Source organism: Streptomyces sp. NPDC048441 (assembly GCF_043200235.1).
Classification (GTDB): Bacteria; Actinomycetota; Actinomycetes; order Streptomycetales; family Streptomycetaceae; genus Streptomyces.
In genome coordinates this window covers 60,702-86,837 of sequence record NZ_JBICXM010000020.1, presented here as the reverse complement: position 1 = coordinate 86,837, position 26,136 = coordinate 60,702, and the positions used below count along the sequence as shown (strand labels likewise).

Annotated in this window: 23 protein-coding genes; 19 read left to right on the top strand and 4 right to left on the bottom strand. The window is 70.0% G+C overall.

All coding sequences use genetic code 11. The features are described from left to right. The first annotated feature begins 55 nt into the window (after nucleotides 1-55). On the top strand, nucleotides 56-1,063 hold the full coding sequence (locus tag ACGFSB_RS35000) for a helix-turn-helix transcriptional regulator (protein WP_393407898.1): 1,008 nt from the start codon (nucleotides 56-58) through the stop codon (nucleotides 1,061-1,063). Here ACGFSB_RS35000 and ACGFSB_RS34995 read toward each other — a convergent pair. Further along, the gene (locus ACGFSB_RS34995; RefSeq protein ID WP_393407896.1) at nucleotides 1,005-1,871 is read right to left on the bottom strand and encodes an alpha/beta fold hydrolase; all 867 of its coding nucleotides are present in this window, start codon (nucleotides 1,869-1,871) and stop codon (nucleotides 1,005-1,007) included. The two genes, ACGFSB_RS35000 and ACGFSB_RS34995, sit on opposite strands and share 59 nt — an antisense overlap. 21 nt (nucleotides 1,872-1,892) lie before the next feature. Then, on the bottom strand, nucleotides 1,893-2,513 hold the full coding sequence (locus ACGFSB_RS34990; protein ID WP_393407893.1) for a TetR family transcriptional regulator: 621 nt from the start codon (nucleotides 2,511-2,513) through the stop codon (nucleotides 1,893-1,895). 119 nt (nucleotides 2,514-2,632) lie between these two features. On the opposite strand from ACGFSB_RS34990, the gene ACGFSB_RS34985 reads away from it, so the two are divergent. From ACGFSB_RS34985 to ACGFSB_RS34970, 4 genes are all read left to right on the top strand, one after another. Beyond that, the gene (locus ACGFSB_RS34985; protein ID WP_393407891.1) at nucleotides 2,633-2,788 is read left to right on the top strand and encodes a hypothetical protein; all 156 of its coding nucleotides are present in this window, start codon (nucleotides 2,633-2,635) and stop codon (nucleotides 2,786-2,788) included. Nucleotides 2,789-2,936: 148 nt separating this feature from the next. Then, entirely contained in the window at nucleotides 2,937-3,257 is a 321-nt protein-coding gene (locus ACGFSB_RS34980) for a DUF4190 domain-containing protein (RefSeq protein WP_393407888.1), read from the top strand. A gap of 58 nt (nucleotides 3,258-3,315) precedes the next feature. Further along, nucleotides 3,316-4,479, top strand: coding sequence for a cysteine desulfurase family protein (locus ACGFSB_RS34975; protein WP_393408052.1), 1,164 nt, complete (start codon nucleotides 3,316-3,318; stop codon nucleotides 4,477-4,479). 240 nt (nucleotides 4,480-4,719) lie between these two features. Then, a complete protein-coding gene (locus ACGFSB_RS34970; protein WP_393407886.1) occupies nucleotides 4,720-6,009 on the top strand; it encodes a cytochrome P450 in 1,290 nt (429 codons plus the stop codon). Nucleotides 6,010-6,024: 15 nt separating this feature from the next. Here ACGFSB_RS34970 and ACGFSB_RS34965 read toward each other — a convergent pair whose 3' ends face one another. Next, nucleotides 6,025-6,711 carry an N-acetylmuramoyl-L-alanine amidase gene (locus ACGFSB_RS34965; protein ID WP_393407884.1) on the bottom strand — a complete coding sequence of 229 codons (687 nt, stop codon included), beginning with the start codon at nucleotides 6,709-6,711 and terminating at the stop codon, nucleotides 6,025-6,027. A gap of 61 nt (nucleotides 6,712-6,772) precedes the next feature. On the opposite strand from ACGFSB_RS34965, the gene mnmA reads away from it, so the two are divergent. Then, entirely contained in the window at nucleotides 6,773-7,909 is a 1,137-nt protein-coding gene (gene mnmA, locus ACGFSB_RS34960) for a tRNA 2-thiouridine(34) synthase MnmA (protein ID WP_393407881.1), read from the top strand. 16 nt (nucleotides 7,910-7,925) lie between these two features. On the opposite strand, the gene ACGFSB_RS34955 is transcribed toward mnmA, so the two are convergent. Continuing rightward, nucleotides 7,926-8,270 carry a DUF427 domain-containing protein gene (locus tag ACGFSB_RS34955; protein ID WP_393407878.1) on the bottom strand — a complete coding sequence of 115 codons (345 nt, stop codon included), beginning with the start codon at nucleotides 8,268-8,270 and terminating at the stop codon, nucleotides 7,926-7,928. Nucleotides 8,271-8,365: 95 nt separating this feature from the next. Between ACGFSB_RS34955 and ACGFSB_RS34950 the strand changes: the two genes are divergently transcribed. The 13 genes from ACGFSB_RS34950 (at nucleotide 8,366) to ACGFSB_RS34890 (ending at nucleotide 26,134) form a co-directional block, all read left to right on the top strand. Then, entirely contained in the window at nucleotides 8,366-8,911 is a 546-nt protein-coding gene (locus tag ACGFSB_RS34950; protein ID WP_393407876.1) for a TIGR00730 family Rossman fold protein, read from the top strand. Nucleotides 8,912-8,942: 31 nt separating this feature from the next. Continuing rightward, the gene (locus ACGFSB_RS34945) at nucleotides 8,943-9,632 is read left to right on the top strand and encodes an SDR family oxidoreductase (protein ID WP_393407874.1); all 690 of its coding nucleotides are present in this window, start codon (nucleotides 8,943-8,945) and stop codon (nucleotides 9,630-9,632) included. After that, nucleotides 9,629-10,624, top strand: a complete 996-nt coding sequence (locus tag ACGFSB_RS34940) for a methionine synthase (protein WP_393407872.1) — start codon at nucleotides 9,629-9,631, stop codon at nucleotides 10,622-10,624. The genes ACGFSB_RS34945 and ACGFSB_RS34940 overlap by 4 nt, the downstream gene beginning before the upstream one ends. A 30-nt stretch (nucleotides 10,625-10,654) precedes the next feature. Continuing rightward, nucleotides 10,655-12,841, top strand: a complete 2,187-nt coding sequence (ligA, locus tag ACGFSB_RS34935) for an NAD-dependent DNA ligase LigA (RefSeq protein ID WP_393407869.1) — start codon at nucleotides 10,655-10,657, stop codon at nucleotides 12,839-12,841. A 250-nt stretch (nucleotides 12,842-13,091) separates the two neighbouring features. Then, a complete protein-coding gene (locus tag ACGFSB_RS34930) occupies nucleotides 13,092-15,506 on the top strand; it encodes a putative bifunctional diguanylate cyclase/phosphodiesterase (RefSeq protein WP_393407866.1) in 2,415 nt (804 codons plus the stop codon). A gap of 200 nt (nucleotides 15,507-15,706) precedes the next feature. Continuing rightward, a complete protein-coding gene (gatC, locus tag ACGFSB_RS34925; RefSeq protein WP_016642027.1) occupies nucleotides 15,707-16,003 on the top strand; it encodes an Asp-tRNA(Asn)/Glu-tRNA(Gln) amidotransferase subunit GatC in 297 nt (98 codons plus the stop codon). 5 nt (nucleotides 16,004-16,008) lie between these two features. Beyond that, nucleotides 16,009-17,514 carry an Asp-tRNA(Asn)/Glu-tRNA(Gln) amidotransferase subunit GatA gene (gene gatA / locus ACGFSB_RS34920; RefSeq protein WP_393407863.1) on the top strand — a complete coding sequence of 502 codons (1,506 nt, stop codon included), beginning with the start codon at nucleotides 16,009-16,011 and terminating at the stop codon, nucleotides 17,512-17,514. 5 nt (nucleotides 17,515-17,519) lie between these two features. After that, the gene (locus tag ACGFSB_RS34915; protein ID WP_393408049.1) at nucleotides 17,520-17,753 is read left to right on the top strand and encodes a hypothetical protein; all 234 of its coding nucleotides are present in this window, start codon (nucleotides 17,520-17,522) and stop codon (nucleotides 17,751-17,753) included. 16 nt (nucleotides 17,754-17,769) lie between these two features. Beyond that, nucleotides 17,770-19,281, top strand: coding sequence for an Asp-tRNA(Asn)/Glu-tRNA(Gln) amidotransferase subunit GatB (gene gatB, locus ACGFSB_RS34910; protein WP_393407860.1), 1,512 nt, complete (start codon nucleotides 17,770-17,772; stop codon nucleotides 19,279-19,281). 146 nt (nucleotides 19,282-19,427) lie between these two features. Next, a complete protein-coding gene (locus ACGFSB_RS34905) occupies nucleotides 19,428-20,717 on the top strand; it encodes an SLC13 family permease (RefSeq protein ID WP_393407858.1) in 1,290 nt (429 codons plus the stop codon). A gap of 286 nt (nucleotides 20,718-21,003) precedes the next feature. Next, nucleotides 21,004-23,100 (top strand): phosphocholine-specific phospholipase C, encoded by a 2,097-nt coding sequence (locus ACGFSB_RS34900; RefSeq protein ID WP_393407856.1) that lies wholly within the window; start codon nucleotides 21,004-21,006, stop codon nucleotides 23,098-23,100. Nucleotides 23,101-23,331: 231 nt separating this feature from the next. After that, nucleotides 23,332-25,575 carry an MMPL family transporter gene (locus tag ACGFSB_RS34895; RefSeq protein WP_393407853.1) on the top strand — a complete coding sequence of 748 codons (2,244 nt, stop codon included), beginning with the start codon at nucleotides 23,332-23,334 and terminating at the stop codon, nucleotides 25,573-25,575. Continuing rightward, a complete protein-coding gene (locus tag ACGFSB_RS34890; protein WP_393407851.1) occupies nucleotides 25,544-26,134 on the top strand; it encodes a GNAT family N-acetyltransferase in 591 nt (196 codons plus the stop codon). Before ACGFSB_RS34895 ends, ACGFSB_RS34890 begins: the two co-directional genes overlap by 32 nt. Nucleotides 26,135-26,136: the final 2 nt, after the last annotated feature.

Below are 26,136 nucleotides of genomic sequence, written 5' to 3'. Positions count from 1 at the left end.
ACCAGACAGCCGGAGCCAGCTTTTTCCGTCATCTCTTTCCGTCATCCTTGGCTGGGTGAAATCCGACCGGCTCCTCTCGATCCTGCTGCTGCTCCAGACCCGCGGCCGGGTCCCCGCCCATGAACTGGCCGACCGGCTCGAAGTCTCCGTACGCACCATCTACCGCGACATCGAGGCCCTCTCCGCCTCCGGCGTCCCGGTGTACGCCGAGCGTGGCCGGCACGGCGGTATCGCGCTGCTCGCCGGATTCCGTACAGATGTCACGGGGCTCACGGCGGACGAGTCGCGGGCCCTGTTCATCCTGGCCGCGCAGGGCGCGCACGCCGCGCTCGGGCTCGACGCGGCGCTCGGCTCAGCGCTGCGCAAGGTCATGGCCGCGCTGCCCGAACCACACCGTCCCGCCGCGGAGTTGACGAGCCGTCGCATCCTGGTCGACTCGGCGCGCTGGATGCCGGGGCCCCGCGGCTCTGATCAGGCCGTCGCCGATCTCGACGTGCTCCAGGACGCCGTCTTCTCCGACCGTCGGCTGCGTCTGCGCTACCGGCACAGCGGTGACACGGAGCCGAGCAGCTACACCGTGGACCCTTATGGCCTCGTATCGAAGGCGGGCGTCTGGTATCTGGTGGCCGACCGGCGCGGCGCACCACGGCTCTTCCGTGCCGACCGGGTGCGGACGGCTGCCGTCACGGACGCTCCTGTCAAGCGCCGGGCCGGCGTCGAACTCGCCGACGTATGGGGTGTGTTGAAGCGTCAGGTCGAGGACCGCCCGGTGGGTGTGGAGGTGACGGCACGTGTGCAGCGCGACCGCTTCCAACTGTTCCTGCGGCTCAACGGTCACCGGCTCGGCGCACCCCCCGATGACGACGGCGAGAGCGAGTGGATCACCGTGCGTCTCGGGTACGGCGTCGTCGGCGAAGTCCGCACGCTGCTTTCCTTCGGCGCCCAGGTGGAGGTGCTCTCACCGCCCGAGGTGCGCGCCGAGCTGGCGGACGCCGCCGCCGCGATCACCGACCTGTACGCAGCGACCGGCCCGCACTCAGGAAACGGCTCAGCTCGCCGGTGAGCTCGGCGGGCGCGTCCTCCTGTACGAGATGCCCCACGCCGTCGATCAGGTGCAGCTCGGCGCCGGGGATGAGCTTGGCGAGCTCATGGCCGCGCTCCACCGGGATCCAGGTGTCGTCCGTGCCCCAGCAGATCAGGACGGGGAAGCTCAACTCGCCGTACCTGCCCTGGATCTCGTCGGTGAAGCGCTGGTCGTTCTGCTCGATCTGCCGGTAGAACGCGGGCCTGCCTTCGTCCGTGCACCACGGCTCGACCAGGCGGTCGAGCACCTCCGGGTGGAGACCGCGGTGGCTCGCCGAAGTCACGTACTCGCGCACCAGTGCCTCGTGCAGCGCGGGCGGCAGCTGGGCGAAGACGTCGGCGTTCGCGCCGAGCAGGCGGTAGGTGGGGGAGCCCCAGGGTGCGAGGGCCACCGGGTCCACGAGGGCGAGACGTTCGTAGCGGGCGCCGTGCAGGAGGTGGGCGCGCAGGGCGACGCAGCCACCGAAGTCGTGGGCCACGACGGCGGGTTCGGCATCAGCCAGGCCCCAGTGCGCGATGAGCTCGGTGAGGACGCGGGCCTGGGCGGCCAGCGACACGTCCTGCCCTGAGCGCATCTCCGACGTTCCGTATCCCGGCAGGTCCCATGCGTACACGCGGTGTTCGCGGGAGAGCGCGCGGGCGATGCCCCGCCAGACGTAGGAGGAGAAGGGCGTGCCGTGGACCAGGACGACGGGCGGCGCGTCCTCGGGGCCGATGGCCCTCCAGCGGACGGTGCCGGTCGGTCCTGCGAAGGTCTGGTCGAGTGTCCAGTCACGATCGGTCGTCATGGGCGTAAGGGTAGGAGCTCCTTACCTGTCCAGCCAGTGGTACCGCCCGAGCGACACCAGACGCAGCTGTCGGCGCGCCGCGCCCGCCACCCGCTTCTCGGTGTCCGGCGTCGCCTCCAGGAGTGCGGACGCCGTCATCACCATGTGGTCGACGTACATCCTGGCCAGCATCATGAGGTCGTCCTCGTCCCAGCCCGCCGACTCGGGCTCCTGGGCGAACTGGTCCTTCACCTCCCGTGCGAACAGGTCGAGTTGATCGCCTATCGCGGCCCGCACCGCCTGTACGCCGCCGTGCTGCTCGCGGGCGATGAAGCGGACGTGGGCGGGGTGCGTGCGCACATACGCGACGATCAACTCGACCGCGGCCGCGATGCGTTCCTCGCCGTCGCCGGTCGCCGCGAGGAGTGCGACGAGCGTGGCGTGCAGGCTGTTCAGCGCCTCCTCGACCAGGGCCACGCCCAGGTCGGCCATGTCGCGGAAGTGCCGGTAGAAAGCGGTGGGGGCCACGCCCACGGCTCGGGTGACCTCGCGCAGGCCCAGGCTGCTCAGGCTCTGCTCCTCGAGCAGCTGGAGCGCCGCGTCGAGGAGTGCCTGCCGGGTTTTCTGCTTCTGGGCCTGCCGGATGCCGAGAGTGTGACTCATGCCATGCAGTTAACAACTGTTCTCCGAGATTGGGAAGCCGGAAGGGGAGTAGACTCCGGAGTCAGTGAACAGTTGTAACCACAAGCGTTCACCGAATACTTCCACACGAGAGGCATCCCATGCTGTTCCTCGTCGCAGCCCTCCTGCTGCTCGGTGTCGCGCTGGGCGCCGTGGCCCATGCGCCGCTCTCCATTTCCGTCATCGCCGCGTCCGTCATCGGCGTCTGGCTCGTGGTGTTCGCGGTCCGCGAGCGGCACGCACGCCGCCGGTCGTGAGCGCGACCCAGCTGACGCAACCGCTGACGCGACTGCTGACGCGACTGCTGACGCGACGGCTGACGCAACTTACGAGCGCGGCACCACTGATCCGTTGATCTGATCCGTACGGCACCCCGGCACCCCGGCACCTGCAAGGAGTCGCACCATGGCACTCACCGCCACCACTACCAAGCCTTCTGCCACCGCCCCTTCCGGCGCCGCAGCCCCTTCCACCCCCGCCCCCACCGGTCGGCGTGACACCGACGGCATGGCCGTCGCCTCGTTCGTCCTCGGCCTGCTCGGGCTGCTCGTCCTGAACCTCTTCCTCGGGCCGATCGCGATCGTCCTCGCGGGCATCGCGCTCCTGCGCGGGACAAGCCGAAAGGGCCGCGCGATCCTCGGACTCGGGCTCGGTGTGGCCGATCTCGTCGTCCTCGCCGCGCTCATGTCCATGGACAACACCGTGTCGTGGGGTCTCGCGGGCTGACACCGGCAGGCACCACTGGGACGCGGGCCTCCGCATGGCTCGTAGAATCGTGCGCACCATGGCCTACCTCGACCACGCAGCGACGACTCCGATGCTCCCGGAGGCGATCGCGGCGATGACCGCCCAGCTCGCCGTCACCGGCAACGCCTCCTCATTGCACGCCGCGGGGCGCCGGGCGCGACGTACCGTCGAGGAGGCCCGCGAGACGCTCGCCGAGTCGCTCGGCGCGCGCCCCAGCGAAACCGTTTTCACCGCGGGCGGCACCGAGGCGGACAACCTCGCCGTGAAGGGCCTGTACTGGGCGCGGCGCGACGCCGACCCCGCGCGGACCCGGGTCCTTTCCAGCCCCGTCGAGCACCACGCCGTGCTCGACGCCGTGCACTGGCTCGGCGAGCACGAAGGCGCCACCGTCGAGTACCTCCCCGTCGACTCCTACGGCCGCGTACACCCCGAAGTGCTGCGCGAGGCGATCGAGCGCAACCCCGACGACGTCGCCCTGGCCACCGTCATGTGGGCCAACAACGAGATCGGCACCATTCAGCCGATCCGTGAACTTTCCGACGTGGCAAGGGAGTTCGACATCCCTCTGCACGCCGACGCGGTACAGGCCTATGGACAGCTGCCCGTCGACTTCGGCGCGTCCGGGCTCGCGGCGATGACCGTCTCCGGGCACAAGATCGGCGGTCCCTACGGCATCGGGGCGCTGCTCCTGGGCCGCGAATACAGTCCCGTGCCCGTCCTGCACGGTGGCGGGCAGGAGCGCCATGTGCGCTCCGGGACCCTCGACGTGCCCGCGATCGCCGCCTTCGCTGTGGCCGGGCACCACGCGGCCGGGCAGCGCGAGTGGTTCGCTCGCGAGATCGGCGCCCTGCGGGACGATCTGGTCGACGCCGTGCGCTCCGCGGTCCCCGGCGCGATCCTGGGGGGAGACCCGGTCGACCGGCTGCCCGCCAACGCGCACTTCACCTTCCCCGGCTGCGAGGGGGATTCCCTTCTGCTGCTGCTCGACGCCCAGGGCATCGAATGCTCGACCGGCTCGGCGTGTACGGCGGGCGTGGCCCAGCCGAGCCACGTCCTGCTCGCCACCGGAACCGACCCGGACCTGGCCCGCGGCACGCTGCGCTTCTCCCTCGGGCACACGTCCACGAAGGCGGACGTCGAGGCCGTGGCCCAGGCGATCGGCCCGGCCGTGGAGCGGGCGCGGACGGCGGGGCTGAGCTGAGGCCGACGTCCGTTTGCGGTGCTGTCGGGCGCGCAGGCACAGGAACGGGCTACGAGGCCCACACCACAGCAGGAACGGGCTACCAGGCCCACACCACAGCAGGAACGGGCTACGAGGCCCACACCACAGCAGGAACGGGCTACGAGGCCCACAGTCCGCCGATCTATGCTTGCCGCTCGCGTCTATGCTTGCCGCTCGCGAGTCCGCTCCGCGCGTTCGGGGCCGTACGACAACCCCCTCATGGAGTTCACATTGAAGGCGAACCTCCGCTCTCGTATCGCCGCGCGGCTCGGGCGCATCTACCTCTCCAGGATCCAGAAGAACGGGATCAGCGCCTCGGCGATCTCGCGGCTGCCCGAGCCCCTGCTCGCCCCGATGCGGCGCGAAGGACTCGACCCGGTGGCACGGCTCACCGAGCACCAGGCGGAGCAGCCCGTCTCCAAGGTGCCGCTGCCCTTCGGCATCGACGCCTGGGTGGTCACCGGCTACGACGAGGTGAAGGCCGTCCTCGGCGCGACCGACGGCTTCAGTAACGACTTCACGAACCTCGCGGGCAACGCGGGCGTGGTCGAGGAGCAGAACCCCGGCGGCCTCGGCTTCAGCGACCCCCCGGTCCACACCCATCTGCGCCGCATCCTCACGCCCGAGTTCACGATGCGCAGGCTGCGCAGGCTCACGCCCCGGATCGAGGCCATCGTCGAGGAGCGGCTCGATGCGATGGAGGCCGTCGAAGGGCCCGTCGACCTCGTCCAGGCCTTTGCGCTGCCGATCCCCTCGCTCACCATCTGCGAGCTGCTCGGCGTGCCGTACGAGGACCGCCACGACTTCCAGCAGCTGGCCATGGAGCGCTTCGACCTCTTCGGCGGGGCCACCGCTCCCTTCGGCGCCATGTCCGCCTCGCTCTCCTACTTCAGGGACGTCGTCAAGAAGCAGCGCGAGAACCCGGGCGACGGACTGCTCGGCATGATCGTGAAGGAGCACGGCGACACAGTCGACGACGAGGAGCTCGCCGGACTCGCCGACGGCATCCTCACCGGCGGCTTCGAGACGACCGCCAGCATGGTGGCCCTCGGCTCCCTGCTGCTCCTGCAAGACCCGGAGACCGCCGCGCGGCTGCGCGACGACGACGCGGCGGCCGGGCCCTTCGTCGAGGAGGCGCTGCGCTACCTCACCGTCGTGCAGGTGGCCTTCCCGCGGTTCGCCCGCGAGGACATAGAGATAGCCGGGGTGCACATCCCCAAGGGCGACCTGGTCCTGTGCTCCCTGAGCGGCGGCAACCGCGACGCCAAGTACACCCCCGACGGCGGCGGCTTCGACCCGCACCGCAAGGCCTCCGGTCACCTCGCCTTCGGCTACGGCATCCACCGCTGCATCGGCGCCGAACTGGCCCGCATGGAGCTGCGCGCCGCCTACCCCGCCCTGGTGAAGCGCTTCCCCGAGATACGGCTCGCGGTCGCCCCCGAGGAGCTGGCGTTCCGCAAACTGTCGATCGTCTACGGGGTGGAGTCGCTGCCGGTGCACCTCCGGTAAGGCCGCTCCCTTCGGTCAGGCAAGGGCGGTGCGCGCCTTCCGAACAAGCTCTATGTACCGGTCCCAGTCCCAGTGCGGCCCCGGATCGGTGTGGTCCGTGCCCGGCACCTCCACGTGCCCGATGATGTGCTTCCGGTCCACAGCGATGTCGTACCGCTTGCAGATTCCGGCGGTGAGCCGCGCCGACGACTCGTACATGGCGTCGGTGAATGAGGACTTCTTGTCGACGAAGCCCTCGTGCTCGATGCCGATGCTCCGTTCGTTGTAGCTCTTGTTCCCCGCGTGGAACGCCACGTCCAGCTCGCGGATCATCTGGGCGACGTGCCCGTCCTTACGCACTACGTAGTGGGCCGCGGCTCCGTGGGCGGGGTCCTTGAACACCCTCAAGGCCGTCGCGTAACCCCCCTGCACCACGTGGATGACGACCATGTCGATTCCGTAGTCGTCGGGACGGTCCGCGCGCCGCCAGTTGTAGTCGGAGGCGGCGACCCACTGCGCACCCCGGGCGTCGACCTCGCCCTCCTTGCGCTTCTTGACCACGCCGGGCAGCCGCCACCACAGGCGGCTCAGCTCGTCCGACGCGAGCACCGCTGTGCCGGCGGCCGCCACCGCGCCGCCGATCAGGAGCGTCCGCCGGTCGATGCCCCGGCGCCCCCGCCCCCGCTCCGCTGTCGTGTCCTGTTCTTCCAGTTCTTCCCCCATGTGATCGTCAACGCTTACTCACGGGCGGCTGGTTCCCGCGGGCCCGTACCCTGTTAGAGCTATGACTGATAACCGGACCCCGCAGCGCCCCCGCCCCCTTCGCGTACTCGCCGCCATGTCGGGCGGCGTGGACTCCGCCGTCGCCGCCGCCCGTGCCGCCGAAGCAGGGCACGACGTGACCGGAGTGCACCTGGCACTCTCGGCGAACCCGCAATCGTTCCGCACGGGCGCGCGAGGCTGTTGCACGATCGAGGACTCGCGCGACGCCCGCCGGGCCGCGGACGTCATCGGCATCCCGTTCTACGTCTGGGACCTGGCCGAGCGGTTCCGCGAGGACGTCGTCGAGGACTTCATCGCCGAGTACGAGGCCGGGCGCACCCCCAACCCGTGCCTCCGCTGCAACGAGAAGATCAAGTTCGCCGCGCTCCTGGACAAGGCGCTCGCGCTCGGCTTCGACGCGGTCGTGACGGGGCACTACGCCACGGTCGTCGTGAACGACGACGGCACGCGCGAGCTGCACCGCGCATCGGACATGGCCAAGGACCAGTCGTACGTCCTCGGGGTCCTGGACGACCGGCAGCTCGCCCACGCGATGTTCCCCCTCGGTGACACGCTCACCACCAAGGAGGAGATCCGCGCGGAGGCCGAGCAGCGCGGCCTCGCCGTCGCCAAGAAGCCCGACAGCCACGACATCTGCTTCATCGCCGACGGCGACACCCAAGGCTTCCTGGCCTCGCGCCTCGGCAAGGCGGAGGGCGACATCGTCGACGCCGAAGGCAACAAGCTGGGCACCCACGAGGGCGCCTTCGGCTACACCATCGGCCAGCGCAAGGGCCTGCGGATCGGCACCCCGGCCCCCGACGGCAAGCCGCGCTACGTCCTGGACATCTCGCCGGTGAACAACACCGTGACCGTCGGCCCGGTGGACGCCCTCGACGTCACGGGCCTGACGGCCATCAAGCCCCGCTGGTGCGGCGCGGCCCCCGCCGGGCCCGGCACGTACACCGCGCAGCTGCGGGCGCACGGCGGAGAGACGCCGGTGCGCGCGGAGCTGGTCGACGGCTCGGAGCTACGGGTCTCCTTCGACGAGCCCGTACGCGGTGTGGCTCCCGGCCAGGCGATCGTGCTGTACGACGGCACGCGCGTGGTGGGGTCGGCGACGATCGCTACTACGGAGCGGGCGACGGCGGCGGTCTAGCCCTTTCGGAGCGACCTCACGCGGCTTCTGCTTCTACTTCTACTTCGTAGAAACAGAAGTGGTCCTTGATCTGCGCCACCGCGTCCTTCGGCTCGGGATATCCCCACGCTGTGTCCTCGCCGTCCTTGCCGCCCGGCAGCGACCAGTAGGACGCCGTTCCCTTGAACGGGCAGTACGTCGTCGTGTCCAACGGAGTCAGGAGATCGGTGCGTACGTCCTCCGGCGGGAGGTAGTAGCGCACGGGGAAGCCGGTCTCGCGCAGCAGCAGTGGCCGTCGGCTCTCGGCCACGACCTGGCCGTCCCGCACCACGCGTACGAGATCGGTGCCCTGCTCGATGGTGATCTTGTGTCCTGCGGTCACGATGAGTGCCCTTCTGCGAGCGGTCGTTGTCCACTACAGCGCTGTGGCGGGCAGCCTTCTTCCCGGCTGTCAGTGCCGGATCGTACGGTGAAGCCATGAACATCTGTGTCTTTCTCTCCGCAGCCGACCTCCCCGAGCGCTACACCGGTCCCGCGCGTGAATTCGCCGAACTGCTCGGCAAGGGCGGCCACACCCTGGTGTGGGGCGGTTCGGAGAGCGGTCTGATGAAGGTCGTGGCGGACGGTGTGCAGGAGGCGGGTGGGCGTCTCGTCGGCGTCTCGGTCGACTTCCTCGCCGCCAAGGCCAGGGCTGTCTCCGCGCCCGACGAGATGGTGATCGCGCGCGACCTCGCCGAGCGCAAGGCGCTGCTCCTGGAGAAGGCCGACGCCGTCGTGATCATGGTCGGCGGCACGGGCACGCTGGACGAGGCCACCGAGATCCTTGAGCTGAAGAAGCACGGCAAGCACACCAAGCCGGTGGTCCTGCTCAACTCGGCGGGTTTCTACGACGGCTTGAAGGAGCAGTTCAACCGCATGGAGGACGAGGGCTTCCTGCCGGTGCCGCTGACCGGCCTCGTCTTCTTCGCCGAGGAGGCCGTCGGCGCCCTCGCCTACCTGGAAGAGTGCATGGGCACGCGCTGATCTGCGCCTGCCGGGGTGCGACGATGGGCGCATGGCAACACATGTGATCACCGGGGCAGGCTCCGGCATCGGCGCGGCAGTCGCCCGTCGTCTCCACGCGCGCGGCGACGTCCTCGTCCTGCACGCACGGGACGCGGGCCGGGCGAAGGAACTGGCGGCGCAATTCCCCGGCTCCACCACGCTCGTGGGCGACCTCTCCGACCCCGACAAGCTCTCCTGGGCGTTCGGCCACCAGTCGCTGCCCGACCGCGTCGACTCCCTGCTCCACATCGCGGGCGTCGTGGACCTCGGCAGGGTCGGCGACCTCACCCCCAAGTCCTGGCGGCACCAGCTCAACGTCAACCTCATCGCCCCCGCCGAGCTGACCCGCCACTTCCTGCCCCAGCTCCGCGTCGCCCAGGGGCACGTGGTCTTCGTCAACTCGGGCGCGGGCCTGAGCGCGCACGCCGACTGGTCCGCCTACGCCGCCTCCAAGCACGGACTCAAGGCCCTGGCCGACGCCCTGCGCGCCGAGGAGCACGCGAACGGCGTCCGCGTCACCTCCGTCTATCCGGGCCGCACGGCGAGCGCCATGCAGGTCAAGGTCCATCAGCAGGAGGGCAAGGCGTACGACCCCTCCCGCTTCATCGACCCGGAGTCGGTCGCCACGACGATCGTCATGGCCATCGACCTGCCGCGTGACGCGGAGGTCAACGATCTGACGGTGCGGCCCGGAAAGTGAGCGAGCATCGTTGGGGCCCGGCCACCGGCATCGGGTCCATGCCGGGCGGTGACGCCCGCGAGGCCGCGAAGACCGTCTCCGGAAGCCTTGAGGAGTTCCCGTTCCTGGCGGAGCTGCCCGCCCGCGGGCCCGGCGCCGACATGATCGGGCGGACCGCGGGGTTGCTCGTCGAGCTCTACGCGCGCGTGGAGCCCAGCGGCTGGCGGATCGGCGACCGGCCAGGACGGGACACGCGCCGCGCGAAGGCGTGGCTCGGCGAAGACCTCGACGCCCTCGAGGAGTTCACCCAGGGGTACGAGGGTCCGGTCAAGGTGCAGGCCGTCGGGCCGTGGACCCTCGCCGCCGCCCTGGAGCTGAAGAACGGCCAGGCCGCACTCTCCGATCCGGGCGCCTGCCGGGACCTGGCGGGGTCGCTCGCCGAAGGCCTGCGCACCCACCTCGCGGACGTACGCCGCCGCATCCCCGGTGGCCGGATCGTGCTCCAGCTCGACGAGCCCTCGCTCGTCGGCGTACTGCGTGGACAGATCAAGACCGCGAGCGAGTACAGCACCCACCGCGCCGTGGACCGGCAGCTCGTGGAGAGCACCCTGCGGGAGATCCTGGGGGTCCATGACGGGCAGACCGTCGTGCACTCCTGCGCGCCCGACGTCCCGTTCGCGCTGCTGCGCCGTGCCGGGGCGGACGCCATCTCGTTCGACTTCTCGCTGCTCACCGAGCGTGACGACGAGGCGATCGGTGAGGCCGTCGAGGGTGGCACGCAGCTCTTCACGGGTGTCGTGCCGGGCGTGGACAGCCCATTGTCAGACCCTGCCGGTAGCGTCATGGGTGTCAGGACGTTGTGGCGCAGGCTGGGGCTGAATCCGGGTTCTCTCGCGGAGTCGGTCGTGGTCACTCCGTCGTGCGGCCTCGCGGGGGCATCTCCCGCGTACTCGCGCGCGGTGCTCGCCCACTGCGGCCGGGCAGCGAGATCACTCGCGGACAACCCTGAGTAATTGGGTATGACGTAACGGGAGGACGTAACGGTGGCTGTCGAACAGCAAGGCTCTGTGCCCGCCGAGGCACGGGATCAGCACGCCCAGCTGGCCGAACAGATCGAGGAGCACCGCTTCCGGTACTACGTGAACGACCAACCGGTCGTCAGCGACGCCGAGTTCGACAAGCTCCTTCGTTCGCTCGAAGCCCTGGAAGAGCAGTACAGCGAGCTGCGTACGCCCGATTCGCCGACCCAGAAGGTCTCCGGGGCGTACGAGACCGAGTTCACCTCGGTCGAGCACCGCGAGCGAATGCTCTCCCTGGACAACGCCTTCGACGACGAGGAGCTCGCCGCCTGGGCCGAGCGCGTCGCCAAGGACGTCGGCACCAGCGACTACCACTTCCTGTGCGAGCTGAAGGTCGACGGCCTCGCCGTGAACCTGACGTACGAGGACGGCAAGCTCACCCGCGCGGCGACCCGTGGCGACGGCCGCACCGGCGAGGACATCACGCCGAACGTCCGCACCATCGCGGACATCCCGGACCGGCTCAAGGGCGACAACATCCCCGCCCTCGTCGAGATCCGCGGCGAGGTCTTCTTCCCCATGGAGAAGTTCGAGGAGCTGAACGCCCGCCTGGTGGAGGCGGGCGACAAGCCCTTCGCCAACCCGCGCAACGCGGCGGCGGGTTCACTGCGCCAGAAGGACCCGCGCGTCACCGCGACGCGCCCGCTGCACATGGTGGTGCACGGCATCGGCGCCCGTGAGGGCTTCGACATCGACTGCCTCAGTCACGCCTATGAGCTCCTCCACGCCTGGGGCCTGCCCACCGCCCAGCACAACAAGGTGGTCCAAGGGCTCGACGGCGTACGGGAATTCATCACGTACTTCGGAGAGAACCGCCACTCCGCCGTGGAGCACGAGATCGACGGCGTCGTCGTGAAGCTGGACGAGATCCCGCTCCAGGGCCGCCTCGGCTCGACCTCGCGCGCCCCGCGCTGGGCGATCGCCTGGAAGTACGCGCCGGAGGAGGTCAACACCAAGCTGATCAACATCCGCGTGGGCGTCGGCCGCACCGGCCGCGTCACGCCGTACGCCCAGGTGGAGCCCGTCACCGTCGCGGGATCCGAGGTCGAGTTCGCGACCCTGCACAACCAGGACGTGGTGAAGAAGAAGGGCGTCTTCATCGGCGACACGGTCGTCCTGCGCAAGGCGGGCGACGTCATCCCGGAGATCCTCGGCCCCGTCGTCGACCTGCGCGACGGCAGCGAGCGGGAGTTCGTGATGCCCGCCGAGTGCCCCGAGTGCGGGACGGCGCTGCGGCCGATGAAGGAGGGCGACATCGACCTCCGCTGCCCCAACGCCCAGTCCTGCCCCGCCCAGTTGCGCGAGCGTCTCTTCTACCTCGCGGGCCGCAAATGCCTGGACATCGAGAACTTCGGATATGTGGCCGCCGCCGCGCTCACCAAGCCCCTTGAGCCCTCCGAGCCGCCGATTCTCGACGAGGGCGACATCTTCGACCTCACCATCGAGCGGCTCCTGCCCATCAAGGCGTACGTACTGGATCAGGACAGCGGCCTGCCCAAGCGCGATCCGAAGACCGGCGAGGAGAAGATCGCCACGGTCTTCGCCAACCAGCAGGGCGAGGCGAAGAAGAACGCCGTCTCGATGCTGGAGAACATCGCGGCGGCCAAGGAGCGCCCGCTCGCCCGGATCATCACGGGCCTCTCCATCCGGCACGTCGGGCCGGTCGCCGCGGTGGCGCTGGCCCGCGAATTCCGGTCCATCGAGCGCATCGAGCAGGCCACGGAGGAGGAGCTCGCCGCCGTCGAGGGCGTGGGCCCGACCATCGCGGCCTCCCTGAAGCAGTGGTTCGAGGAGGAGTGGCACCGCGAGATCCTGCGCAAGTGGCGGGCGGCCGGGGTCCGTATGGAGGAAGAGGGCGGGGGAGAGGACGAGGGGCCGCGTCCGCTCGAAGGCCTCACCGTCGTCGTGACGGGCACGCTCGAGCACCACACGCGGGATGGCGCAAAAGATGCGTTGCAGAGCCGGGGTGCGAAGGTCACGGGTTCCGTTTCGAAGAAGACATCCTTCGTAGTCGTAGGGGACAACCCGGGGTCGAAGTACGACAAGGCGATGCAGGTGAAGGTTCCGGTTCTGAACGAGGAAGGCTTCGCTGTCCTGCTGGAACAGGGACCGGAAGCGGCGAAGGAAGTCGCGCTTCCGACCGAGGAGTAGCGGTTGAAGACCACCCGTTCGGCGCATACCAGAGGCATACGGGTGGCCGGGTCGCATTCGGGCAACCGTAGTGGACTGCTGCCCGTAGAAGCCTTCTGCGGCCTACTGTTGAGGTGTGCGCCTGCCGTGCCCCGCTGCGATGGGGGTATCCCCTGGTCATGAAGAGCTTGGGGGGCGGATTTCCAGACGCGGCTGACTTCTGGACCGAGTCCGCGTGGCGTGGGCACCGCCGGCTGTGAGAGGGACGGGAATGGAACCGACCGAGAGCGCCGCACCGGAGCCCCGGCTGCGCGCGCGCCTGCGGCGCGGCCCTGGCGCGTGGCTCAGCGGACGCAGAGCGGCACGGGAGACACGCGAGCGCGAGGCGGAGAGCGGAAGCGCCGTCGTCGTCGCGAGCACCGCGGTCGAGCGACGCGAACGCGCCTGGAGCACTACTGGCGGGTACGGAACGCAGGAACTCGGCGTGGGCGCGGCCCCGGGCGGCCGGGACACGGCGGGGCACGGTTCTGCCGTGTCCGGCGTCGGGGAACGGCGCCGACCGCTCTGGCGCAGCTCCGAGGGGCACGGCCCGGACCATGAGGGGGACGAGCGCGACCCCTGGCCGGTGCTTCCGGTTGCCGTCGTGGCGACGGCCGCTGTGGTGCTCGGCGCCGGATTCTTCTACGCGTTCACGGGGCGCCAGGCGCTGTTCCCCTCCGGCACCGTCGGCTGGTCCCTCGCCGTCCTGACGGGGCTCATCGTCGGCCACCTCGTCGCGCTCGGCCGCGACCGCTGGTGGGGCGGCACGGGCTCGGGCGGCGCGCTCACCGTCGCCGTCCTCCTGCTGTACGGCTGGGTGCCCGCCGGGATGGTCAGCCTCACCGTCGTCGTGCTCGTCGGCGTCGCGCGCCGCCACCGCTGGCGCCAGGGCATCCTGCACGGCGCTGTCGACATCCTCGGCATCGCCGCCGGTGCCCTCGCCATGGCCGCGTTCGGCACATCGCCGTCGACGGAGTCGCCCTGGCTGCCCGAGACCTGGGACCTGTACTCCGCCCCCGAAGTGGCGCTCGCCGCTGTCGCCTATCTCGTCGTCACCCGGGTCCTTCTCTGGTACGTCCACGCTCCGCGCACCGGCGCCCTGCCGACGGTCACCCGTACGGCCCTGGTCAGACAGGGGCTCGTCGGCGTCGCGCTGCTCGGCATCGCGCCGCTGATCTGCGTGGTCGCCGCCTCGACACCCATCCTGCTTCCGCTCTTCGCGATCCCCCTCGTCGCGCTCGACTCCACCCTGTGGATCGCGCGGGCCAGGGCCGAGGAGCAGCTGCGCGACCCGCTCACCGGACTGCCCAACCGGCAGTGGCTCCTCGAGCGGACCTGGACGGCTCTGGACGATGCCGAGCGGATCGGGGCGCGGTCCGCCCTGATGCTGATCGACATGGACCGCTTCCGTTCGGTGAACGACACTCTCGGTCATCTCGCGGGCGACCGGCTGCTGTTGCAGATCGCCGACCGGCTGCGGCTGGCCCTGCCGCGCGGTGCGGAGGCCGCGCGGCTCGGCGGTGACGAGTTCGCCGTACTGCTGCCCATCGCCGACTCCACGACGTCCGCGACCCGCGTGGCGCGCTCGCTGGTCGCGGCCCTCGGCTCGCCTCTCGACCTGGACGGCCTGACCCTGGTCCTCGAGGCCAGCGCGGGGCTCGCCGTCTTCCCCGACCACGCGATGGATGCGGAAGGGCTGCTTCGGCGGGCGGACGTCGCGATGTACCAGGCCAAGCGCGACCGCACGGGCGTCGAGGTCTACGAGTCGAAGCGGGACTCCAACACCCCTGACCGGCTAGGCCTGTTGGGTGACCTGCGGCGGGCGCTCGACGCGGGCGATGTCGAGCTTCACTACCAGCCGAAGGTTCAGTTCGACGGACAGGTGGCAGGGCTCGAAGCGCTGGTGCGGTGGGTGCATCCCGAGCGCGGGAAGGTGCCGCCGGACGAGTTCATCGCCATCGCCGAGTCATCGGGACTCATGCCGCACCTGACGGAGTACGTCCTGGAGACGGCGCTCGGCCAGGTGGCGAAGTGGCAGGCGATGGGCCTCAAGGTCCCGGTCGCGGTGAACGTGTCGCCGCGCGACGTCCACACCCCCGGCTTCGCGGGCGCGGTCGCGGCGCGGCTCGCCCGGCACGGGGTCCCTCCGGGGGCGTTGCAGCTGGAGATAACGGAGCACGTGCTCCTGGAGGACCCGCAGCGGGCCGCCGACACCTTGGCGGGCCTGACGGGTCACGGCGTCAAGATGTCGCTCGACGACTTCGGTACGGGGTACTCGTCCCTGGTGCATCTGCGGCGGCTTCCGGTGAGCGAGCTGAAGATCGACCGTTCGTTCGTGGCGCGGCTCGCCATCGACAACGAGGACGCGGAGATCGTGCGCTGCACGGTCGACCTCGCACATTCCCTGGGCCTCCTCGTCGTCGCCGAGGGCGTCGAGGACGACGAGACGTGGGAGCGGTTGCGGGACCTGGGGTGCGACGCGGTACAGGGCTGGCTCGTCGCCGCCGCGATGCCCGCCGACGAGACCACCGCGTGGCTGCGGGCGCGGGGCTCCCGCGGATGGCGGCGGCCGGTGGACGTCGCCGCGGAGGAGGCGGAAGCGGCCCGCCTGGCGGCGGAGGCCGCAGAGGCCGACGCGCTGAAGTAGCCGCGGGAAGCCCTCGAGCCCCCGGCATGGAACCGTCCGGGCCGCTGCCGAGGCCGTCCGGACCCCCGCCGAGGCCGTCCGGACCCCCGCCGAGGCCGTCCGGACCCCCGCCGAGGGAATCCGTTTCACAGGCATGGGGTGGGGCCCCATAGGATTGGGGCCACCAACCACACACTCACCCACCCCCAGAGGATCGCCGCATGCCTGGCATTACGCGCGAGGAGGTCGCCCACCTCGCCCGCCTTGCACGTCTGGAGCTGAAGGACGAAGAGCTCGACCACTTCGCCGGACAGCTCGACGACATCATCGGCGCGGTCGCCCGCGTCTCCGAAGTCGCCGACCAAGACGTACCGCCGACCTCCCACCCGCTGCCGCTGACGAACGTCATGCGCGCGGACGAGGTCCGTCCGTCGCTCACCCCCGAGCAGGCGCTCTCCGGCGCCCCGGCCCAAGAGCAGCAGCGTTTCAAGGTGCCGCAGATCCTGGGGGAGGACTAACCACCATGACGGACAGCAAGATCGACATCATCAGGCTCACCGCCGCCGAGATCGCCTCGAAGATCGCCTCCGGCGAGTTCACGGCCGTCGAGGTCACCGAGGCCCACCTCGCCCGCATCGAGGCCGTCGACGAGAAGGTGCACGCCTTCCTGCACGTCGACCGCGAGGGCGCCCTCGCGCAGGCCCGCGCCGTCGACGCCAAGCGGGAGAAGGGCGAGAAGCTCGGCCCCCTCGCGGGCGTCCCGCTCGCGCTCAAGGACATCTTCACCACCGAGGGCATCCCGACCACGGCCGGTTCCAAGATCCTCGAGGGCTGGATCCCGCCGTACGACGCGACCCTCACGCGCAAGCTGAAGGAAGCCGGCGTCGTCATCCTCGGCAAGACCAACATGGACGAGTTCGCCATGGGGTCCTCCACCGAGAACAGCGCGTACGGCCCCACCGGCAACCCGTGGGACCTCACCCGCATCCCCGGCGGCTCGGGCGGCGGCTCCAGCGCCGCCATCGCCTCGTACGAGGCCCCCCTCGCCATCGGCACCGACACCGGCGGCTCCATCCGCCAGCCCGCGTCCGTCACCGGCACGGTCGGCGTCAAGCCGACCTACGGCGGCGTATCGCGCTACGGCATGGTGGCGTTCTCGTCATCCCTCGACCAGGGCGGTCCCTGCGCCCGCACGGTCCTGGACGCCGCGCTCCTGCACGAGGTCATCGCCGGGCACGACGAGCTCGACTCGACGTCCATCGACGCCCCGGTCCCGCCGGTCGTCGAGGCGGCCCGCAACGGCTCCGTACAGGGGATGCGCGTCGGCGTCGTCAAGCAGTTCGCGGGCGAGGGCTACCAGGCAGGTGTCGTCCAGCGCTTCCAGGAGTCGGTGGCGCTGCTCAAGGAGCTCGGCGCCGAGATCGTCGAACTGGACTGCCCGTCCTTCGACCTGGCGCTCTCCGCGTACTACCTGATCGCGCCGTCCGAGTGTTCCTCGAACCTCGCGCGCTTCGACGCCATGCGCTACGGCCTGCGCGTCGGCGACGACGGCACGAAGTCCGCCGAGGACGTCACCGCGCTGACCCGCGAGGCCGGCTTCGGCGACGAGGTCAAGCGCCGCATCATCCTGGGCACGTACGCACTGAGTTCCGGCTACTACGACGCGTACTACGGAAGCGCCCAGAAGGTCCGCACCCTGATCACGAAGGACTTCGAGAAGTCCTTCGAGCAGGTCGACGTGATCGTCTCGCCCGCGACGCCGACCACCGCCTTCCCGATCGGTGAGCGCGCCGACGACCCGATGGCGATGTACCTCGCGGACGTGTGCACCATCCCGTCGAACATGGCGGGCAACGCCGCCATGTCGCTGCCCTGCGGCCTCGCGCCGGAGGACGGCCTGCCCGTCGGGCTGCAGATCATCGCCCCAGCCATGAAGGACGACCGCCTTTACAAGGTGGGCGCTGCCGTAGAGGCCGCCTTCGTGGAAAGGTGGGGTCACCCGCTGCTTGAGGAGGCTCCGTCGCTGTGAGTGCCATGGCAAAGAAGGCCAAGAACTTCAAGAAGTCCAAGACCGGTGTCTACGTCTCGCTGGCCAGCACCGCCTTCGGCGCGATCAGTGTCGCGAAGCAGGCGAAGATGGCACGCACCGACAACGACACCCTGCGGCTGATCGACGCCGCAGTGTCCGCCGCCGCCATCGCCACCGGCCTTGCGATCCTCTACCGGGAGCTCAAGCGCCTGGGCGACGACGACGTCCTGCTGGGCTGAGAGGGAAAGTTTCACCGTGACTGTCACGACTGACCTGGTGTCGTACGAGGAAGCCCTCGCGACGTACGACCCCGTCATGGGCCTCGAGGTCCATGTCGAGCTGGGCACCAAGACCAAGATGTTCTGCGGCTGCTCCACCGAGCTCAAGCAGGACGCCAACAGCCAGACCTGCCCGACCTGTCTCGGACTGCCCGGCGCGCTGCCGGTCGTCAACGAGATCGGCATCGAGTCCGCCATCAAGATCGGCCTCGCCCTCAACTGCGAGATCGCCGAGTGGTGCCGCTTCGCCCGGAAGAACTACTTCTATCCGGACATGCCGAAGAACTTCCAGACCTCTCAGTACGACGAGCCGATCGCCTTCAACGGCTATCTGGACGTCCAGCTGGAGGACGGCGAGATCTTCCGCGTGGAGATCGAGCGCGCCCACATGGAGGAGGACACCGGCAAGTCCACGCACGTGGGCGGCGCGACGGGTCGTATCCACGGCGCATCGCACTCGCTCCTGGACTACAACCGCGCCGGTATCCCGCTCATCGAGATCGTCACCAAGCCGATCGAGGGCGCGGGCGAGCGGGCTCCCGAGGTCGCCAAGGCGTACGTCGCCGAGCTGCGCGAGGTCATCAAGGCGCTCGCCGTCTCCGAGGCCCGGATGGACAAGGGCCAGATGCGCTGCGACGTGAACCTGTCCCTGCGTCCGTACGGGCGTGAGGAGTTCGGTACGCGCTCGGAGACGAAGAACGTCAACTCGCTCCGTTCCGTGGAGCGTGCGGCGCGCTTCGAGATCCAGCGCCACGCGGCCGTCCTGAACGACGGCGGCACGATCATCCAGGAGACCCGTCACTTCCACGAGGAGGACGGCTCCACGACGTCGGGCCGCATCAAGGACAACGCCGAGGACTACCGGTACTTCCCGGAGCCCGACCTCGTCCCGGTGGCCCCGGCCCGTGCGTGGGTCGAGGAGCTGCGCTCCGGTCTCCCGGAGATGCCGCGCGTGCGCCGCAACCGCCTCCGTGAGGAGTGGGGTGTCACGGAGCATGACATGCAGTCGATGCTGAACGCCGGTGCGGTCGACCCGATCGTCGCCACCATCGAGGCGGGCGCCGATTCGGCTGCCGCGCGCAAGTGGTGGATGGGCGAACTGGCCCGCGGCGCCAACGAGTCGGGCAAGGCCCTCGACGAGCTGCCGGTCACCCCGCAGCAGGTCGCCCGGGTCGCCGAGCTCGTCGCCAAGGGCGACCTGAACGACAAGCTGGCCCGCCAGGTCTTCGTGGGCGTCCTGGCCGGCGAAGGCACGCCGGACGAGGTCGTCGAGAAGCGCGGCCTGAAGGTCGTATCGGACGAGGGCGCCCTGACGACCGCCGTGGACGAGGCGATCGAGGGCAACCCCGCCATCGCCGACAAGATCCGCAGCGGCAAGGTCGCGGCGGCCGGTGCGCTGGTCGGCGCGGTCATGAAGGCCACCAGGGGCCAGGCCGACGCGGCCCGCGTCAAGGAACTGATCCTGGAGAAGCTGGGCGTGGAGGGCTAGCCTCTCCGGCTCGTACGGGATCCATGGCGGCGCACCTTTCGCGGGTGCGCCGCCTTGCGCGTGCCCGAGCCTGAACCGCCGCTTCGCGGCGGATTCTTCCCGCTCACCCACCCGATTGCCCTGGAGCGATCGAGTGGGTGGTCGGGGTGCTGTTCGAACCACCCGCCCCACCCGGGCCACGGAGCGTCCCCCTGAACACCCTCACCGCCGAGATCCTCTCCGTGGGCCTGCTGCTCGCCGTGCTCGCGTTCGCCGTCATACGGCCGCGGCAATGGCCCGAGGCCGCCGCCGCGCTGCCCGCTGCCGGGCTCGTCGTAGGACTCGGGGCCGTCTCCCCGCGGGACGCGCTCGCGCAGGTCGGGAGTCTGCTGCCCGTGGTCGGGTTCCTCGCCGCCGTGCTCGTGCTCGCTCAACTCTGCGCGGCCGACGGGCTTTTCGCCGCCGCAGGGGATCTTGTCGCCAGGCTCTGCGGAGGGCGGACCACGGCGCTGCTCGGCGGGGTGTTCGGCGTGGCCGCCGCCGTCACCGCCGTGCTGAGCCTCGACGCCACCGTCGTCCTGCTCACCCCGGTCGTCTTCGCCACCGCGGCCCGCGTCGGGGCAAGGCCGCGCCCGCACGTCTACGCCACCGCCCACCTCGCCAACTCGGCGTCGCTGCTCCTGCCCGTCTCCAACCTCACCAACCTCCTCGCCCTCACCGCCAGCGGGCTCACCTTCACGCGGTTCGCGCTGCTCATGGCGTTGCCGTGGCTGGTCGCCATCGGTATCGAGTACGTCGCCTTCCGGCGGTACTTCGCCGTCGATCTGGCCGCGGGCGCCCTGGAGCCCAAGGAGACCGAGCCGACCCCCGTGCCCGTGTTCACGCTGGCCGTCCTCGGCCTGACACTCGCCGGGTTCGTCGTCACCTCCCTCGTCGGCCTCGAGCCCCTGTGGGCCGCCCTCGCAGGGGCGGCCGTCCTCGCGGGCCGTGCGCTGCTGCGCAAACGTACGACCGCCACCGGAATCGTCCGCTCGGCGAGCCCCCTCTTCTGCCTCTTCGTGCTCGCGCTCGGCATCGTCGTCAAGGCGGTCGTCGACAACGGCCTCGGCTCCGGGATCGAGTGGCTCCTGCCGGACGGCGCGTCGCTGCCCGCGCTGCTCGCCGTGGCGGCCGTCGCCGCCGTGCTCGCCAACCTCATCAACAACCTGCCCGCGATCCTGGCCCTTCTGCCCGTCGTCGCCCCCGCTGGTCCCGGCCCCGTCCTCGCCGCGCTGATCGGCGTCAACGTCGGCCCGAACCTGACGTACGTCGGCTCCCTCGCCACGCTGCTGTGGCGCCGCATCCTGCACGAGCACGGCACGGACGCGGAGTTGGGGACCTTCACGCGGCTCGGATTGCTGACCGTCCCTCTCACGCTCGTGGCGTCGACAGTGGCGCTCTGGGCCGGTCGGCCCTAGGGCCCTTCTGATGGATCTCCGCGGCGTCGCGACGCCCGGCACGCACCCTCAACGCACGGCGCAAAGGGACAGGTGGCTCCGCCACATGACCCTTCACACCGCCCGCCGAGGGCACGCACCGAACGCCGCTCCTTCTCCCACGGAGATCCATCAGAAGGGCCCCGCCCATCCGTTCACGTCGACTTCGTCCCCAAGTCTTCACAGGGAAACCAGACTTCACTACCGTCCCGGCGGAGCAGGTCAATGGATCAGCAGAGAACCATTGGTCGTCGACTGGAGGTCGTACGTGTCCCCGGAGATATCGCGCAGACGCCTGATGGCAGTCGGCGGTGGCGCACTCGGCGCCGCCGCCGTCGGATCCTTTCTGCCGCCGTCGTTGCAGCAGGCACTGGCACAGGGCAGGACCGCGTCCGGCAGCGGTGGGCTCGACTCGATCGAGCACGTCGTCATCCTGATGCAGGAAAACCGGTCGTTCGACCACTACTTCGGTGCCCTGCGCGGCGTACGCGGCTTCGGCGACCGCAACGCCGTCCAGCTCCCCGGCGGGAAATCCGTGTTCGAGCAGCCGGGCGTGCTCCGCACCGTCATGCCCTTCCCGGTCCGCGAGGCCGCCGCCGCGCAGAAGAAGGACCTCCAGTACATCGGCGCCCTCGACCACTCCTGGACCGGCGGCGCCAAGGCCTGGCACGACGGCTGGATGGACGGCTGGATCTCCGCCAAGACCGCGGCGACCATGGCGTACTACACGCGCGACGACATCCCGCTGCACTACGAACTCGCCGACACCTTCACCGTCTGCGACGCCTACCACTCCTCGATCCACTCCTCGACGAGCCCCAACCGCAACCACCTGTGGAGCGGCAAGACCGGCTTCGAGGCGAACGGCAAGCGGGCCGTCGACAACGACGCGTACGACGAGGGCAAGCACCCCGGCTACGGCTGGGGGACGTACGCCGAGCGCCTGGAGAAGGCGGGCGTGAGCTGGCAGACGTACACGGAGTGGGAGAACTTCACCGACAACCAGATCGAGTTCTTCACCACCTTCAAGGCGATTGCCAAGAAGGTCCTCGCCAAGACCGGCCTCACCTTCATGGAGGCCTTCTACGCCAAGGTGCGCGACGCCAAGGACGACGCCGAGCGCGAGAAGCTGCTCGCCACCCTGGAGGAGGGCGTCGCCACCCTCACCAAGGCGGAGAAGTCGCTCTTCGACCGCGGCCTGCGGCGCGTGCCCACCGGCAAGCTCGCGGAGGAGTTCGCCAAGGACGTCGCGGGCGGCAAGCTGTCCAAGGTCAGCTATCTGGTGCCGTCGGCCCAGGACTCCGAGCACCCCAGCGTCTCCTCGCCGATCCACAGCGCGACCATCGTCTACAAGGTCCTCGACGCCCTCGCCTCGCACCCCGAGGTCTGGCGGCGCACCGCCGTCTTCATCAACTACGACGAGAACGACGGCTTCTTCGACCACGTCCCGCCGCCCGTCCCCGGCGTGGACGACAAGGAAGAGCGGTGGAACGGCCTTCCGACCGGGCTCGGCGCGCGCGTCCCCATGCTCGTCGTCTCGCCCTGGACCGTCGGCGGATACGTCTCATCCGAAGTCTTCGACCACACCTCCGTCGTGCGCTTCCTGGAGAAGTGGACCGGTGTGCGGGAACCCAACATCAGCGACTGGCGCCGCAAGGTCACCGGCGATCTCACCGGCGCCTTCGACTTCAAGCGCGGCCATCGGCAGCCGGACGTCGAAAAGCCCGGTGTCATCCCCGCGTTCAGCGGCCGCTGGGCCCCGCAGCCGCCGCTGAAGCAGTCCATGCCGGTCCAGGAGCCCGGCACCCGGCGTGCCCGCCCGCTGCCCTACCAGCCGGACGCGTACGTGAAGCCGGGCGAGAGCGGTGCTCTCTCGGTGCGGCTTCGCAATGGCGGCCGCTCCAGCGCGCACTTCGCGCTCTATCCGTACGCCGGTGAGTTCACGGTCCCGCAGCACCAGGACGTCGTCCGCGAGGCCTCTTGGACCGTGCCGGTGGCCAAGGACGCGTACGCCTTCACGATCACGGGGCCGAACGGCTTCCGGCGCGAGTTCGCGGGCGGCAAGGACGGCGACGCGCAGCTCGCCTCCGCGATCACCCGTCGCGAGATCCACGTCACCCTGGCCAATCGGGGCCACAAGGAGCTCGTCTTCACCGTCGAACCGCTCGGGTACGTGGACGAGGGTGACGTCAGGAAGCGGACCAGGGTCGTCCGCGTCAAGGCGGGCAGCAGTCGCACGATCGCCTGGCACACGGGTGACGAGCACGGCTGGTACGACGTTCAGGTGACGGCGGCGGGCGAGCCGGCTTTCCGGCGCCGTCTGATGGGGCACATAGAGAACGGACACGCGAGCGTGTCGGGCTGAAGCCCAGTTCTGCTGAAGCCCCAGTTCTGAGGGTGTGCGAGGTCCCCTTGGGGCCTCGCACACCCTTTGTGTCCTTGTGAGGAAACCCACGAACCGGACCAACGATCTCCAGCTCCTGCCAAAGTACCTCTCTGGCGCTTATGTCATTGCTCATGCGTTCTTTGCGGGCTGTCCAGGTCATTCAAGACTGTTCCCGACAAAGATCCACGAACCACATCAGGGAGCCGGTCAGTGGCAGCACTCGCACGATGGTGTGTGAAGCACCGCCTCCTCGCTGTGCTCCTCTGGCTCGTGGCCCTCGGCGGCGCCGCCGGCGCCGCGGCCGTCGCCGGACCGGCGTACTCGAACGACTACGAAGTGCCCGGCACCGAGTCAGGCCGTGCGACCCAGCTCCTGAACGAAGGCTTCGAAGGCCTCGGCGGCGACAGCGACACCGTCGTCTGGCGGACCGAAGCGGGCACCACGGTGCGTGCGGCGGACGTCGAGCAGACGATGACCGACACCCTCGACAAGATCGAGGGGATGCCCGCGGTGGCCTCCGTCAGCAGCCCGTACACGGAACGAGGCGCCACACAGATCAGTGACGACGCCCGCATCGCGTACGCGACCGTCACCTTCCACGAGCAGGCCGACGCCATCGACAAGGCGGACGCACAGGCCCTCGTCGACACGGCGAAGGCCGCCGGCTCCGACAGCCTGGACGTCGAGCTCGGCGGCAGCGCTGTCGCCCTCACCGAATCCAAGAGCGCGCAGACCGCCGAGATCGTCGGGGTCGCCGTCGCCGCCGTCGTTCTCTTCCTCGCCTTCGGCTCGCTCGCCGCCTCCCTGCTGCCCATCGCCACGGCCCTCGTGTCGGTCGGCACGGCATACGCGGGCATCGTGCTGCTCGGGCACTTCATGACCGTCGCGGACTTCGCGCCGATGCTGGGCACCCTGATCGGGCTCGGCGTCGGCATCGACTACGCCCTGTTCATCGTGACCAGACACCGCAAGGGCCTCAAGCAGGGGCTCCCGGTGGCCGTCGCCGTGGAACGCGCGGTCGCCACCACCGGGCGCGCGGTCGTCTTCGCGGGCGCCACCGTGTGCATCGCGCTCCTCGGGATGCTCATCCTGCGGCTCAGCTTCCTCAACGGCGTCGCGATCGCGGGCTCGCTGACCGTGCTCCTCACGGTCGCCGCTTCGGTGACCCTGCTCCCGGCGCTCCTGTCCTGGATCGGCCCGCGCGCGCTCAGCCGCCGCGAACGGCGCGCGCTCGCCGAGCACGGCCCTGCCCCGGAGCTGCCCACCGGGCTCGCCGCCCGCTGGTCCGCCTTCGTGGAGCGCCACCCCAAGCTGCTCGGCGGCGTCGCCATCGCCGTGATGGCGCTGCTCGCCCTGCCCACGCTCTCCCTGCATCTGGGCACGTCCGACCAGGGCAACAACGCGGCGTCGTCCACCACACGCCAGGCCTACGACCTGCTCGCGGACGGCTTCGGGCCCGGCGTGAACGGCCCGCTCACGCTCGTCACGGACGTCGACGGCGCCGGCGACCGGCTCGCCCTCGCCAACCTCGGCCCCGTACTCGAGTCGACGAAGGGCGTCGCATCCGTCAGCCCCGTCACGTACGACGCGGACGGCACCGCCGCCTACGTCACCGTCGTACCGGACTCGTCCCCGCAGTCCCAGCGGACCAGCGAGCTCGTCGACCGGCTGCGTGACGACGTGATCCCGAGGGCCGAGGCCGACACGTCGCTCGACCTGCGGGTCGGCGGTGTCACGGCGAGCTACGACGACTTCGCGGAGATCATCATCGGCAAGCTGCCGCTCTTCGTGGGCGTGGTCATCGGCCTCGGCTGCGTCCTGCTGCTCCTGGCCTTCCGCTCGATCGGCATTCCCCTGAAGGCCGCCGCGATGAATGTGGCGGCGGTGGCATCGGCCTTCGGGGTCGTCGTCGCGATCTTCCAGTGGGGCTGGGGGAGCGAACTGCTCGGCCTCGGCTCGGCAGGGCCCGTCGAACCCTTCCTGCCCGTGATCATGGTGTCCGTCCTCTTCGGGCTCTCCATGGACTACCAGGTCTTCCTGGTCAGCCGGATGTACGAGGAGTGGTTGGAGACCGGCGACAACCGGCGGGCCGTCCGCGTCGGCCTCGCCGAGACGAGCCGCGTGATCAACTCCGCCGCCGTGATCATGATTTCGGTCTTCCTCGCCTTCGTCCTGAGCGGCGACCGGGTCATCGCGATGTTCGGCATCGGCCTCGCCGCCGCTGTCGCGCTCGACGCGTTCGTCCTGCGTACGTTGCTGGTGCCCGCCCTGATGCACATGCTGGGCGGCGCCAACTGGTGGCTGCCGCGCCGCCTCGACCGCTGGCTGCCGCGTATCAGCATCGAGCCGTCGGAATATCGCTCGAACCCGGACACCGCGAGTGCGAAGATCCCCGTAATGCCGGACGGGACGAAGGAGCGGGATGTTCGCGATATCGCTGGGCGAGGACGCTGAGCTGAGGCCCATCGAGCCCTGGCAGGCCGAGGAATTCCTCACGCACATCGATCGGGCCCGGGAGTACGCCGGCCCATGGGTGCCCCTGACCGTGAACGTGACGGACCTCGAATCGGCACGGGAGCGGCTCCAGGCCTACGCCGACAAGCAGGCCGCCGACACCGGGCGGATGTACGGCATCTGGCTGGCGGACACGCTCGTCGGCAGTGTGTTCTTCCGGATCTTCGAGACTGCGACGGAATCCTGCGAGGTCGGCGTCTGGCTCGAGCCTTCGGCCGCCGGGCGCGGTCTGGTCTCCAGGGCGAGCCGGGTCCTCATCGACTGGGCGGTGGACGTGCGCGGTATGCACCGCGTGGAGTGGCTGGTCTCCTCCTTGAACAAGCCCAGCATCGCGGTGGCCGAGCGGCTGGGGATGCGCAAGGACGGGGTGCTGCGGGAGAGCTTTCCCTGGCAGGGAGTGCGGCACGACATGGAGGTGTGGTCGGTCCTCGCGCCCGAGTGGCGGAAGGCGCGGGAGGCACGGCAGGGAGCCGGTGCCGAGGGCTCGGCGGCTCGTTAAGA

Bases quoted from the DNA above. Each gene is read 5' to 3' on its own strand.
- ACGFSB_RS34995 (WP_393407896.1), bottom strand. From the start codon at position 1,871: ATGACGACCGATCGTGACTGGACACTCGACCAGACCTTCGCAGGACCG.
- ACGFSB_RS34990 (WP_393407893.1), bottom strand. From the start codon at position 2,513: ATGAGTCACACTCTCGGCATCCGGCAGGCCCAGAAGCAGAAAACCCGG.
- ACGFSB_RS34985 (WP_393407891.1), top strand. From the start codon at position 2,633: ATGCTGTTCCTCGTCGCAGCCCTCCTGCTGCTCGGTGTCGCGCTGGGC.
- ACGFSB_RS34980 (WP_393407888.1), top strand. From the start codon at position 2,937: ATGGCACTCACCGCCACCACTACCAAGCCTTCTGCCACCGCCCCTTCC.
- ACGFSB_RS34975 (WP_393408052.1), top strand. From the start codon at position 3,316: ATGGCCTACCTCGACCACGCAGCGACGACTCCGATGCTCCCGGAGGCG.
- ACGFSB_RS34970 (WP_393407886.1), top strand. From the start codon at position 4,720: ATGGAGTTCACATTGAAGGCGAACCTCCGCTCTCGTATCGCCGCGCGG.
- ACGFSB_RS34965 (WP_393407884.1), bottom strand. From the start codon at position 6,711: ATGGGGGAAGAACTGGAAGAACAGGACACGACAGCGGAGCGGGGGCGG.
- mnmA (WP_393407881.1), top strand. From the start codon at position 6,773: ATGACTGATAACCGGACCCCGCAGCGCCCCCGCCCCCTTCGCGTACTC.
- ACGFSB_RS34950 (WP_393407876.1), top strand. From the start codon at position 8,366: ATGAACATCTGTGTCTTTCTCTCCGCAGCCGACCTCCCCGAGCGCTAC.
- ACGFSB_RS34945 (WP_393407874.1), top strand. From the start codon at position 8,943: ATGGCAACACATGTGATCACCGGGGCAGGCTCCGGCATCGGCGCGGCA.
- ACGFSB_RS34930 (WP_393407866.1), top strand. From the start codon at position 13,092: ATGGAACCGACCGAGAGCGCCGCACCGGAGCCCCGGCTGCGCGCGCGC.
- gatC (WP_016642027.1), top strand. From the start codon at position 15,707: ATGCCTGGCATTACGCGCGAGGAGGTCGCCCACCTCGCCCGCCTTGCA.
- gatA (WP_393407863.1), top strand. From the start codon at position 16,009: ATGACGGACAGCAAGATCGACATCATCAGGCTCACCGCCGCCGAGATC.
- ACGFSB_RS34915 (WP_393408049.1), top strand. From the start codon at position 17,520: ATGGCAAAGAAGGCCAAGAACTTCAAGAAGTCCAAGACCGGTGTCTAC.
- ACGFSB_RS34890 (WP_393407851.1), top strand. From the start codon at position 25,544: ATGTTCGCGATATCGCTGGGCGAGGACGCTGAGCTGAGGCCCATCGAG.